General features: G+C 53.9%; 12 protein-coding genes. 10 read left to right on the top strand and 2 right to left on the bottom strand.

Translation table 11 applies throughout. The annotated features are described in order from the left end of the window. The first annotated feature begins 3 nt into the window (after window positions 1-3). The 7 genes from SOM82_RS08245 to SOM82_RS08215 all read left to right on the top strand — a co-directional run bounded on the left by SOM82_RS08245 (window position 4) and on the right by SOM82_RS08215 (window position 7150). Entirely contained in the window at window positions 4-477 is a 474-nt protein-coding gene (locus tag SOM82_RS08245) for an NUDIX domain-containing protein (RefSeq protein WP_320459247.1), read from the top strand. A gap of 40 nt (window positions 478-517) precedes the next feature. Continuing rightward, entirely contained in the window at window positions 518-1630 is a 1113-nt protein-coding gene (gene mnmA, locus SOM82_RS08240) for a tRNA 2-thiouridine(34) synthase MnmA (RefSeq protein ID WP_154125107.1), read from the top strand. A 27-nt stretch (window positions 1631-1657) separates the two neighbouring features. Continuing rightward, window positions 1658-2287 carry a high frequency lysogenization protein HflD gene (gene hflD, locus SOM82_RS08235; protein WP_320459246.1) on the top strand — a complete coding sequence of 210 codons (630 nt, stop codon included), beginning with the start codon at window positions 1658-1660 and terminating at the stop codon, window positions 2285-2287. A 19-nt stretch (window positions 2288-2306) separates the two neighbouring features. Beyond that, window positions 2307-3677, top strand: a complete 1371-nt coding sequence (purB, locus tag SOM82_RS08230; RefSeq protein ID WP_320459245.1) for an adenylosuccinate lyase — start codon at window positions 2307-2309, stop codon at window positions 3675-3677. A gap of 125 nt (window positions 3678-3802) precedes the next feature. Next, a complete protein-coding gene (gene phoP, locus SOM82_RS08225) occupies window positions 3803-4474 on the top strand; it encodes a two-component system response regulator PhoP (RefSeq protein ID WP_154125883.1) in 672 nt (223 codons plus the stop codon). After that, entirely contained in the window at window positions 4475-5938 is a 1464-nt protein-coding gene (gene phoQ / locus SOM82_RS08220) for a two-component system sensor histidine kinase PhoQ (protein WP_320459244.1), read from the top strand. 90 nt (window positions 5939-6028) lie between these two features. Further along, window positions 6029-7150: a ribosomal protein uL16 3-hydroxylase gene (locus SOM82_RS08215; RefSeq protein WP_320459243.1), complete on the top strand. Its 1122-nt coding sequence runs from the start codon at window positions 6029-6031 to the stop codon at window positions 7148-7150. A gap of 100 nt (window positions 7151-7250) precedes the next feature. Here SOM82_RS08215 and SOM82_RS08210 read toward each other — a convergent pair whose 3' ends face one another. After that, window positions 7251-8456 carry an ISL3 family transposase gene (locus tag SOM82_RS08210; RefSeq protein WP_320461766.1) on the bottom strand — a complete coding sequence of 402 codons (1206 nt, stop codon included), beginning with the start codon at window positions 8454-8456 and terminating at the stop codon, window positions 7251-7253. A 105-nt stretch (window positions 8457-8561) separates the two neighbouring features. Next, window positions 8562-9785 carry a peptidase T gene (pepT, locus tag SOM82_RS08205; RefSeq protein WP_320461210.1) on the bottom strand — a complete coding sequence of 408 codons (1224 nt, stop codon included), beginning with the start codon at window positions 9783-9785 and terminating at the stop codon, window positions 8562-8564. A 268-nt stretch (window positions 9786-10053) separates the two neighbouring features. Between pepT and potA the strand changes: the two genes are divergently transcribed. From potA to potC, 3 genes are read left to right on the top strand one after another with little or no spacing between them, the layout of a single operon-like run. Further along, window positions 10054-11172: a spermidine/putrescine ABC transporter ATP-binding protein PotA gene (gene potA, locus SOM82_RS08200; protein ID WP_320461209.1), complete on the top strand. Its 1119-nt coding sequence runs from the start codon at window positions 10054-10056 to the stop codon at window positions 11170-11172. Continuing rightward, the gene (potB, locus tag SOM82_RS08195; protein WP_154125101.1) at window positions 11156-12013 is read left to right on the top strand and encodes a spermidine/putrescine ABC transporter permease PotB; all 858 of its coding nucleotides are present in this window, start codon (window positions 11156-11158) and stop codon (window positions 12011-12013) included. Before potA ends, potB begins: the two co-directional genes overlap by 17 nt. Continuing rightward, entirely contained in the window at window positions 12010-12789 is a 780-nt protein-coding gene (potC, locus tag SOM82_RS08190; RefSeq protein ID WP_320461208.1) for a spermidine/putrescine ABC transporter permease PotC, read from the top strand. Before potB ends, potC begins: the two co-directional genes overlap by 4 nt. Window positions 12790-12800 lie beyond the last annotated feature (11 nt).

Here is a 12800-nt window from a genome sequence, read left to right as displayed (position 1 = left end):
ATCATGTTTAAACCTCATGTTACGGTCGCCACGCTGGTTCACGCACAGGATAAATTTCTGGTCGTCGAAGAGACGATTAACGGCAAAGCGTTGTGGAATCAGCCCGCCGGACATCTCGAAGCCGACGAGACGCTGGTTCAGGCCGCAAAACGCGAGCTGTGGGAAGAGACCGGGATCCATGCCGGGCCCCAGCACTTTATTCGCCTGCATCAGTGGATAGCCCCCGATCGCACCCCTTTTCTGCGCTTTTTATTCGTGGTCGAACTTAACGAAATGTGCGCCACTGAACCGCACGACGACGACATCGATCGCTGCCTGTGGGTCACTGCTGAGGAGATCCTTAACGCGCCAAACCTGCGCTCGCCGCTGGTTGCCGAAAGTATTCGCTGCTATCAGTCTGGCGGTCGCTTGCCGCTTGAGATCGTGAGTGAATTTAACTGGCCGTTTACAGAGGATGCCAATGGTGGGGTCGCGTGATAGAATACGCCGCCTTTAAGTTCAATGTCGTGAGTATTCCATGTCAGATAACAGCCAGAAAAAAGTAATCGTCGGCATGTCCGGCGGTGTCGACTCTTCCGTCTCCGCGTGGCTCTTGCAACAGCAAGGTTACAAGGTCGAGGGCCTGTTCATGAAGAACTGGGAGGAAGATGATGGCGAGGAATACTGTACGGCTGCTGCGGATCTCGCCGATGCGCAGGCCGTCTGCGATAAACTCGGCATTGAGCTGCACACCGTTAACTTTGCGGCAGAGTACTGGGACAATGTATTCGAGCTATTCCTGGCCGAATACAAAGCGGGCCGTACCCCGAACCCGGACATCCTCTGTAATAAAGAGATCAAATTTAAAGCCTTCCTTGAATTTGCAGCCGAAGATCTGGGCGCTGATTATATCGCGACCGGCCACTACGTGCGTCGCGCAGATGTCGATGGCAAAAGCCAGCTGCTGCGCGGTCTCGACGGCAATAAAGATCAGAGTTATTTCCTCTATACGCTGGGCCATGAGCAGATTGCGCAAAGCCTGTTCCCGGTCGGTGAACTGGAAAAACCTGAAGTGCGTAAAATCGCCGAAGAGCTCGATCTCATCACCGCGAAGAAAAAAGATTCCACCGGTATCTGTTTTATCGGCGAGCGTAAATTCCGCGAGTTTTTGGGCCGCTATTTGCCGGCACAGCCGGGCAAAATCATCACCGTTGACGGCGATGACGTCGGTGAGCATCAGGGCCTGATGTATCACACCCTCGGACAGCGTAAAGGTCTGGGTATCGGCGGCACCAAAGAAGGCAGCGAAGAGCCGTGGTACGTCGTCGATAAAGATGTCGAAAACAATATTCTGATTGTTGCGCAGGGGCACGAACATCCGCGTCTGATGTCTGTGGGTCTTATCGCGCAGCAATTACACTGGGTCGATCGCGAGCCGTTCGCAGGTCCTCTGCGCTGCACGGTCAAAACCCGTTATCGCCAGACCGATATTCCCTGCACCGTCACCGCGCTGGATAATGACCGCATTGAGGTTCGCTTCGATGAACCGGTTTCCGCCGTCACCCCGGGTCAGTCTGCCGTGTTTTATCAGGGCGAAATCTGTCTGGGCGGCGGGATTATTGAACAGCGTCTTCCGCTGGCAGCGGTTTAAACTGATTACACACCAAAAGGAGCACGTGTGGCGAAGAATTACTATGACATCACCCTGGCGCTGGCAGGCATTTGCCAGTCTGCCCGTCTGGTGCAACAGCTGGCACATCAGGGTCATTGCGACGCTGATGCGCTGCACGTTTCGCTTAACAGCGTCATCGATCTTAACCCAGGCTCAACGCTTGGCGTGTTCGGTGGTAGCGAAACCAATCTTCGCCTCGGTCTCGAAACCCTGCTCGGCGTGTTGAACGCCAGCAGCCGTCAGGGTTTAAACGCAGAACTCACCCGTTACACCCTCAGCCTGATGGTGCTGGAGCGTAAACTGAACAACGCGAAAGGTGCGATGGATACGCTGGGCAACCGCATTGCCGGGCTTCAGCGCCAGCTTGATCACTTTGACCTCCAGTCTGAAACGCTGTTGAGCGCAATGGCCGCCATTTACGTTGATGTCATCAGCCCGCTTGGGCCGCGCATTCAGGTCACCGGCTCCCCTGCCGTGCTGCAAAGCCCGCAGGTGCAGGCGAAAGTTCGCGCCTCACTGCTGGCCGGCATTCGTGCTGCCGTGCTGTGGCATCAGGTTGGCGGCGGCCGACTGCAGTTAATGTTTTCTCGTCATCGCCTGACGACTCAGGCAAAACAAATTCTTGCTCATTGTTAACCTCCCGGAGTTGCGAATTATGGAATTATCCTCACTGACCGCCGTTTCCCCCGTCGATGGACGTTACGGCGATAAAGTCAGCGCGCTGCGCGAGATCTTCAGCGAATATGGTCTGCTGAAGTTCCGCGTGCAGGTTGAAGTGCGTTGGCTGCAAAAGTTAGCTGCCCAGGCAGCAATCAAGGAAGTTCCTGCTTTTGACGCCCAGGCAAACGATTACCTTGATAAAATCGTGGCTGACTTCAACGAAGAAGACGCCGCGCGCATTAAAACCATCGAACGCACAACCAATCACGACGTGAAAGCCGTTGAGTATTTCCTGAAAGAAAAAGTGGAGAGCGTCCCTGCGTTGCACGCGGTGTCTGAGTTCATCCACTTCGCCTGTACTTCAGAAGATATCAACAACCTGTCTCACGCGCTGATGCTGTCGACTGCCCGCCAGGAAGTGGTTTTACCTTACTGGCGCAAAATTATCGACGCGGTAAAAGACCTGGCGCTGCAATACCGTGACATTCCTTTGCTCTCCCGCACCCACGGCCAGCCGGCGACCCCATCGACAATGGGTAAAGAGATGGCGAACGTGGCGTACCGCATGGAGCGCCAGTATCGTCAGCTGGAACAGGTTGAGATCCTCGGTAAAATCAACGGCGCGGTGGGTAACTACAACGCCCACATCGCCGCGTACCCGGAAGTAGACTGGCATCAGTTCAGTGAAGAGTTCGTCACCTCGCTGGGCATCCAGTGGAACCCGTACACCACCCAGATCGAGCCGCATGACTACATCGCCGAGCTGTTTGACTGCATCGCCCGTTTCAACACCATTCTGATCGATTTCGATCGTGACGTATGGGGTTACGTGGCGCTGAACCACTTCAAGCAGAAAACCATTGCCGGTGAAATAGGCTCTTCCACCATGCCGCACAAAGTGAACCCTATTGACTTCGAAAACTCCGAAGGCAACCTGGGTCTGGCGAACGCTCTGCTGCAGCACATGGCCAGCAAACTGCCGGTTTCCCGCTGGCAGCGCGACCTGACGGACTCCACCGTTCTGCGTAACCTGGGCGTGGGAATTGGTTACTCGCTGATTGCTTATCAGTCGACGCTGAAAGGCGTGAGCAAACTGGAAGTGAACCGCGATCGTCTGCTGGACGAGCTGGATCATAACTGGGAAGTGCTGGCGGAGCCGATTCAGACGGTGATGCGTCGTTACGGGATTGAAAAACCATACGAAAAACTGAAAGAGCTGACCCGCGGCAAACGCGTCGATGCAGAAGGGATGAAGCAGTTTATCGACGGACTGGCGCTGCCGGAAGAAGAGAAAACGCGCCTCAAGGCGATGACGCCGGCAAATTATATTGGTCGTGCCATTACCATGGTAGATGAACTGAAATAATGCCCCTCCCCCTCTTTCCCGCCGGAAAGAGGGTTCCTTCCTCTGCGGTTTACTCAATGTTTATCCCCATAACAACATAATCAGCGTTAAACTATTCATACCATTAATTTTAGGGAGAAGAGATGATGCGCGTATTGGTTGTTGAGGATAATGCATTGCTACGTCATCACCTGAAAGTTCAGCTTCAGGATCTGGGGCACCAGGTGGATGACGCAGAAGACGCTAAAGAAGCGGATTACTATCTCAATGAGCATGTACCGGATATAGCCATCGTCGATTTGGGGTTGCCCGATGAAGACGGTCTGTCGCTGATCCGCCGCTGGCGAAGCCATGACGTCTCCCTTCCGGTACTGGTTTTAACCGCCCGCGAAGGCTGGCAGGATAAGGTCGAAGTGCTCAGCGCTGGCGCAGATGACTACGTGACCAAGCCCTTCCATATTGAAGAAGTTGCTGCGCGCATGCAGGCGCTGATGCGCCGTAACAGCGGGCTGGCTTCTCAGGTTATTTCTCTTCCTCCGTTCCAGGTCGATCTCTCTCGCCGCGAGTTTTCCATCAATGACGAGGTTATTAAGCTGACAGCCTTTGAATACACCATTATGGAAACGCTTATTCGCAACAGCGGTAAAGTGGTGAGCAAAGATTCGTTAATGCTCCAGCTTTATCCTGATGCCGAACTGCGTGAAAGCCATACCATTGATGTGTTGATGGGCCGCTTGCGTAAAAAAATTCAGGCACAGTACCCGCAGGACGTCATCACGACGGTGAGGGGCCAGGGGTATCTGTTTGAACTACGCTAAATGAAAAAGATCCTTCGCCATCTCTTGCCGCTTTCGCTGCGGGTTCGCTTCTTACTGGCAACCGCAGCGGTGGTGCTGATCTTGTCACTCTCCTACGGGATGGTGGCGCTGGTGGGATACAGCGTCAGCTTTGATAAAACCACCTTCCGCCTGCTGCGCGGAGAGAGCAATCTCTTTTACACGCTGGCGAAATGGGAAAATAACCGCATCAGCGTGGAAATGCCGGAAAATCTGGACCGGCAAAGTCCGACGATGGCGCTGATTTATGACGAAAAAGGCCAGCTTCTGTGGGCGCAACGGCATGTTCCGTGGCTGGAAAAAAGCATTCGCCCGGAATGGCTCAGAACCAACGGGTTCCACGAACTGGAAACCGATCTCAATGCCACCAGCGCGCTGCTGGGCAACGATACCTCAATGCAGCGTGAGCTTGCCGAAATCCGGGAAGATGACGATGACACCGAGATGACCCACTCGGTCGCGATTAATCTTTATCCTGCAACCGTTGATATGCCGCAGCTGACTATTGTGGTCATTGATACCATTCCGGTTGAGCTTAAACGTTCATACAGGGTCTGGAGCTGGTTCATCTATGTTCTGGCAGCTAACTTTTTGCTGGTGATCCCGCTGCTGTGGGTGGCAGCATGGTGGAGCCTTCGCCCCATTGAATCGCTGGCAAAAGAGGTGCGTGAGCTGGAAGAGCACCACCGCGAGAAACTTAACCCACAAACGACACGCGAACTGACAAGCCTGGTGCGCAATCTTAATCGCCTGCTCAAAAGCGAACGCGAACGTTACGACAAATACCGTACCACCCTCACCGATCTCACGCACAGCCTGAAAACCCCTCTCGCCGTCATGCAAAGTACCCTGCGGTCAATGCGCAGTTCTAAACTGAGCGTGGATGATGCAGAGCCGGTGATGCTGGAGCAAATCAGCCGTATCTCTCAGCAAATTGGCTACTATCTGCACCGCGCCAGTATGCGCTCCGGTAGCGCACTGTTAAGCCGGGAGCTGCATCCGGTCGCACCGCTGCTGGATAGCCTGACCTCCGCGCTCAATAAAGTCTATCAGCGCAAAGGGGTGAATATCAGCCTCGATATTTCGCCAGAAATCAGCTTTGTCGGCGAAAAAAATGACTTTATGGAAGTGATGGGAAACCTGCTGGATAACGCCTGCAAATATTGTCTGGAATTTGTTGAGGTCTCCGCTCTGCAGACGGAAGAAGAGCTGCATATCATCGTTGAAGATGATGGTCCGGGTATCCCGCAAAACAAACGCGATGTGGTCTTTGATCGCGGGCAACGCGCTGACACGCTGCGTCCTGGTCAGGGCGTCGGTTTATCGGTTGCTCAGGAGATCGTGGATCAATACAACGGGCGTATCGAAACCAGCGACAGTCTGCTGGGCGGCGCGCGAATGGTCGCCGTTTTTGGCCGTCAGCATCCCTCCTCTGACGATAGTTAGGCCGGAATGTGAAAAAAGCGAGATTCTCACGCGCAGGGTGATGAGCTTCCGTTATAATCCGACTCAGTAAGAGCCTGCGGAAATATAAATATGGATTATCAATTAACACTTAACTGGCCCGACTTTATCGAACGCTACTGGCAAAAACGCCCGGTCGTTTTGAAACGCGGTATCAGCAATTTTGTCGATCCCATCTCGCCGGATGAGCTGGCGGGACTGGCGATGGAAAACGAAGTCGACAGCCGACTGGTGAGTCATCAGGACGGTAAATGGCAGGTGAGCCACGGTCCGTTCGAGAGCTATGATCATCTGGGTGAGAACAACTGGTCGCTGCTGGTCCAGGCCGTTAACCACTGGCATGAACCGACCGCAGCCCTGATGCACCCGTTCCGTGCCCTGCCCGACTGGCGCATGGACGATCTTATGATCTCCTTCTCCGTTCCCGGCGGTGGCGTTGGCCCGCACCTCGATCAGTACGATGTGTTTATCATTCAGGGAACTGGCCGTCGTCGCTGGCGTGTCGGTGAAAAAGTACCGATGAAACAGCACTGCCCGCATCCGGATCTGCTTCAGGTGGATCCCTTTGAAGGCATCATCGACGAAGAGCTGGAGCCAGGCGATATTCTCTATATTCCGCCGGGCTTCCCGCACGAAGGCTACTCCCTTGAGAACTCACTGAACTATTCCGTGGGCTTCCGGGCGCCAAGCGGGCGCGAGATGATCAGTGGATTTGCGGATTATGTGCTGCAACGCGAGCTGGGCAGCCACCGGTATAGCGATCCGGACGTTCCGGCGCGCGAACATCCAGCCGATATTCTGCCGCAAGAGTTAGATAAACTGCGCGAGATGATGATGGGCCTGATCAATCAGCCGGAACATTTCAGACAGTGGTTTGGTGAGTTTATCAGCCAGTCTCGTCATGAACTGGACGTCGCGCCTGCCGAACCGCCTTACCAGCCGGATGAGATTTATGATGCGCTGCAACAGGGTGATTCGCTGGTTCGTTTAGGGGGATTACGCGTGCTGCGCATTGGCGATGAGATTTTCGTTAACGGCGAAAAGCTCGACTCCCCGCACCGCCCGGCCCTGGAAGCACTGGCCAGCCATATGGTGCTGAACGCCGAAACGTTCGGTGACGCGCTGGAAGATCCTTCATTCCTGGCGATGCTCGCCGCACTGGTGAACAGCGGATACTGGTTCTTCGAGGACTAAGCTGTTTGTATCGCCGGGTGATGGCGCTGCGCCTGACCCGGCATATATAACAATGCATAAATCAGCCCGGCAGCCACTGCGCCCCGGGCTTTTTTTAGGTTCATCGCGCCTTACCGGGGAACGCTGCTTTTATCTTCATAAAAAAGTAGTCGTTATCCCGGTATCCGTATGCCATTCGTTTTATCACTTTGATCTTGTTGTTCATTCCCTCAAGTACGCTGGTATTCAGACGATGCGTGGCACTCGCGATTATGCCGCTCACGTAACCCTTCAGCTTATCAGCGAACTGCTGCAACGCCCTGATGCCACTTTCCTGTGCCTGCCTGTACCACTCATTCCAGCGACGCTTCGCAACGTCTTTATCCGGGGCATACCACAGCTCTTTCAGGGCTGTTTTCATCACATACACCGTATTTAACGGCTGGTTCGCCGCCAGCAACTCTGCCAGTTTCACCTCATGCCCGGCCGGCAGGTTCTCTGGATTACGCAACAGCAACCAGCGGCTGCGTTTGATAACCTTCCGCGCCTTGCTGTTGTCACGCAACTGATTCGCCTGATCGACCCTCACTCTGTCGATGACTTCCCGGCCGAACTTCGCCACAACATGGAACAGGTCATACACCACTTCCGCCTGCGGGCACTGCGCTCTCACTTCCAGGTCCAGCGCCGTATTCATATCCATCGCGACAGATTCGATGGCGGCACATCCTTCCGGGCCCAGCCAGGTGAAGAACGGACGGAAGGCTACCCGGCTGCGCCCTTCACCGACCCACAGCACCCGTTGTGTATCTGCATCCACCACAACCGTGGCATAGCGATGCCCTTTGAACAGCGCGAACTCATCCATTATCAGGCGGCGCAGCGTGTGCCGTTCAGGCTCCCGGAGTTCCCGCCGCAGGCGTCGGCAGTCGATATTTTTAATGGTGTGCCAGTGCAGACCGGTCAACTGTGCCACATGCTTAACCGGCAATAACCGGGTAAGAGATTCCACCCAGGTCGCTAACGAGGACGTGTAACGTTGCCGTTCAGGCACCCATGAGATGCGCTCGGTGACAATCCCGCAGCGGGAACAGCGCAGACGGCGAACGGGAAGCTGAAGTGTGACGCGCCAGTGAAGTAAATCGCGCTCACGAACCCGTCGCACAGAGACATCATGGACAGCACAGTCTCTACAGCCACATCGACGGCAGGACGGCGCAAAACCGGGGTCAGGCCGGAGCGTAATAAGCAGAGCATCCGGTGCAGGATGAGTGAAGGAATCAACAGTGAAACCTTCCCAGAAGAGGGAAGAAAGATTAGCATTCATGGCAGACGGCGGTTGAGTGGCTGGTTAGTGTTTTGGCGAATACAAAACTAACCACTTTTACCGCCGTTTTCTATTGGTTCACGCTTAACCGCGATGAACCTTTTTTTATGGCTTCGCCGTCAGCTCCGCGATCCGTACAATCACCCGCACCGCTTTCTCCATCCCTTCCAGCGTCACAAACTCATGTTTGCCGTGGTAGTTATACCCGCCAGTGAACAGGTTTGGACATGGCAGCCCCATAAAAGAGAGCTGCGAGCCGTCGGTTCCTCCGCGAATCGGTTTAAGCTGCGGTTCGATATCGCAGTCGCGCATCGCCTGCTGGGCGATATCCAGAATATGCGGATGCTCCATGACTTTCTCGCGCATATTGTAATAACTGTCCTCAATGATCAGCTCAATGTAGCAATCCGGGTGCAGCCCTTTGCCCACTTTTTTGGCGATCTCCATCATCTTGCGCTTACGCGCTTCAAAGGCTTTGCGGTCGAAATCGCGAACGATGTAATGCATCTGCGCGCTGTCTACCGTGCCCTTGATACTGGTGAGGTGGTAAAAACCCTCATAGCCGTCGGTGTGTTCCGGGCTCTCTTCCGCCGGCACTTCAGCGTGAATACGCGAGGCTAAAGAGAGGGCGTTAACCATCACGCCTTTGGCTGAGCCAGGATGGACATTATTACCGACAATTTTGATCGTGATGGACGCCGCGTTAAAGTTTTCGAACTCTAACTCACCCACTCCGCCGCCATCGACGGTGTAGGCCCACTGCGCGTTGAAGGCTTCCACGTCAAAATGCTTCGCCCCTTTGCCCACCTCTTCGTCCGGCGTGAAGGCCACACGGATATCGCCGTGGGGGATATTGTTGCCTTTCAGCACCGCCAGCGCGGTCATGATCTCCGCCACACCCGCTTTGTCATCCGCACCCAACAACGTTTTACCGTCGGTGGTGATAAGCGTCTGACCGAGCAGTTGATGCAGCACCGGGAACATCACCGGGGAGAGAACTTCATCGCCGATACCCAGCGCGATATCGCCGCCACGATAGTTTTCGACAATCTGCGGATTGACGTTTTTACCGCTGAAATCAGGTGACGTATCAACATGGGATATAAATCCAATGGCCGGGATCGTACCTTTGACATTGGCCGGCAGCGTCCCCATCACAGTGCCCTTCTCGCTTAAGGTCACATTGACCAGGCCAAGCTCTTCAAGTTGCTCTTTTAGCAGATTTAACAGCTTCCATTGGCCTTCGGTGCTCGGCACCTGTCGGACACCCGGTTTAGATTGGGTATCCAGCGAAACGTACTGTAAAAAACGCTCAAGTAATTTATCCATGCAGTCACCCTCACTTTTCGTGACAACATTATCAATAAGCATCCAAACCTAAATATTGCGTCAGGTCACTTTTATCCCGTAAACGAGAATATTTTCGTTTATGTTGTTATTCGTTAATAAATGTAGCTTATCAATCAGTGACAAGGATTGGTGATTTCAGTCGTTTGCCGTAGAATGGCCGCCCTCATTAAGAGTCACCAAGGTGGTTACACACAAACCCCGCTGTCGGTAAGTCCACCGACGCGTTTATAAGGGACCGCGCCGAAAATTGAATACACAACCTGGAACACTGTCACCGCTGGTTCTTCTGTCGGGGATCAGCAAAAGTTTCGATGGTAAAACCGTCATTGACGATCTTAACCTGACTATCAATAACGGTGAATTTCTCACGCTGCTTGGCCCCTCTGGCTGCGGCAAAACAACCGTTCTGCGCCTGATTGCCGGACTGGAAAACGTCGACAACGGCCACATTCATCTTGAAAATCAGGACATCACCGATGTTCCCGCCGAACATCGTCACGTTAACACCGTCTTTCAGAGCTACGCGCTTTTCCCGCATATGACCGTGTTTGAAAACGTGGCATTTGGCCTGCGGATGCAAAAAACGCCTGACGATGAAATAGCGCCTCGCGTCAACGACGCGCTGCGGATGGTTCAGCTCGATGAGTTTGCTCAGCGAAAGCCACATCAGCTCTCCGGTGGCCAGCAACAGCGTGTGGCTATTGCCCGCGCCGTGGTCAACAAACCCCGTCTTTTGCTCCTGGATGAGTCGCTCTCCGCGCTGGATTACAAGCTGCGCAAACAGATGCAAAACGAGCTAAAAGCGCTGCAGCGTAAGCTCGGCATTACCTTTGTGTTCGTTACTCACGATCAGGAAGAAGCGCTGACCATGTCCGACCGCATCGTGGTGATGCGTGATGGCAAAATTGAGCAGGACGGCACGCCGCGCGAAATCTACGAAGAGCCGAAAAACCTGTTTGTAGCCAGCTTCATTGGCGAGATCAATATTTTTGACGCCACGGTTATTGAACGCCTGGACGAACAGCGCGTGCGCGCAAGCGTTGAAGGACGTGAGTGCAATATCACCGTCAATTTTGCGGTCGAGAAAGGTCAAAAACTCAACGTCATGCTGCGCCCGGAAGATCTTCGCGTCGATGAGATCCACGACAGTGCCGACGTCGAAGGACTTATCGGCTACATCCGCGAGCGAAACTATAAAGGCATGACCCTGGAGTCCGTCGTCGAGCTGGAAAACGGCAAAATGGTGCTGGTGAGTGAGTTCTTCAACGAGGACGATCCGGACTTTGACCATCCGCTCGATCAGAAAATGGTGGTTAACTGGGTAGAGAGCTGGGAGGTTGTGCTGGCCGATGAAGAACACAAGTAAATTCCAGAATGTGGTGATTGCCACGATCGTGGGTTGGCTGGTGTTGTTTGTTTTTCTGCCCAACCTGATGATCATTGCTACCAGCTTTTTGACCCGCGACGACGCTAATTTCGTCAAGCTGGTCTTTACGCTGGATAATTACGCGCGCCTGCTGGACCCGCTCTACTTTGACGTGTTGCTCCACTCGCTCAATATGGCGGTGATAGCCACGCTCGCCTGCCTGATTCTGGGCTATCCCTTTGCCTGGTTCCTGGCGCGTCTGCCGCAAAAAATCCGACCGTTGCTGCTGTTTTTGCTGATTGTGCCTTTCTGGACCAACTCGCTCATTCGCATCTACGGTCTGAAAATTTTTCTCAGCACTAAAGGGTATCTGAATGAGTTTCTGCTGTGGCTGGGGGTGATTGATACGCCGATTCGGATCATGTTTACCCCGGGCGCGGTGATTATCGGTCTGGTCTACATTCTGCTGCCATTCATGGTGATGCCACTCTATTCCAGCATCGAGAAACTGGATAAACCGTTGCTTGAAGCGGCGCGCGATTTGGGCGCGAGTAAACTGCAAACTTTTCTGCGTATCATTATTCCGTTGACCATGCCGGGCATTATCGCCGGCTGTCTGCTGGTGATGTTACCGGCGATGGGACTGTTTTACGTCTCCGATCTGATGGGCGGCGCCAAAAATCTGCTGATCGGTAACGTCATTAAGAGCCAGTTCCTGAACATTCGCGACTGGCCGTTCGGCTCTGCCACCAGCATTACGCTGACGGTGGTGATGGGCCTGATGCTGCTGGTTTACTGGCGTGCCTCTCGCCTGCTGAATAAAAAGGTGGAACTCGAATGATCGGTCGACTGCTTCGCGGCGGTTTTATGACCGCCATTTACGCATACCTTTACATCCCGATTATCATTCTGATCGTGAACTCGTTTAACAGCTCGCGCTTCGGGATCAACTGGCAAGGCTTTACCACCCACTGGTATAGCCTGCTGATGAATAACGACAGCCTGTTGCAGGCGGCGCAGCACTCACTGACGATGGCAATCGTCTCCGCGACGTTTGCGACGCTTATCGGATCACTGACTGCCGTGGCGCTGTATCGTTACCGTTTCCGCGGCAAGCCGTTCGTCAGCGGGATGCTGTTTGTGGTGATGATGTCGCCCGACATCGTGATGGCGATTTCGCTGCTGGTGCTCTTTATGCTGCTGGGCGTTCAGCTTGGTTTCTGGTCGCTGCTCTTTTCTCACATCACATTCTGTTTGCCCTTCGTGGTGGTGACGGTCTATTCCCGTCTGAAAGGATTTGATGTGCGGATGCTGGAAGCCGCAAAAGATCTCGGTGCGAGCGAGCTCACTATCCTGCGTAAAATTATTCTGCCGCTGGCCATGCCTGCGGTGGCGGCAGGATGGCTGTTAAGCTTTACCCTGTCGATGGACGACGTGGTGGTCTCCTCCTTCGTCACCGGCCCGGGTTACGAAATTCTGCCATTGAAGATCTATTCGATGGTGAAAGTCGGCGTATCACCCGAGGTGAACGCGCTGGCAACCATACTGTTGGTGTTATCGCTGGTTATGGTGATCGCCAGTCAGGTTATTGCTCGTGATAAAACAAAGGGCCGCTAAGGCCCGTAACA

This window comes from Lelliottia sp. CFBP8978 (assembly GCF_034046055.2).
Classification (GTDB): Bacteria; Pseudomonadota; Gammaproteobacteria; order Enterobacterales; family Enterobacteriaceae; genus Enterobacter.
The sequence above is the reverse complement of the archived record's forward strand: the minus strand, read 5'-3'. Positions and strand labels throughout refer to the sequence as shown.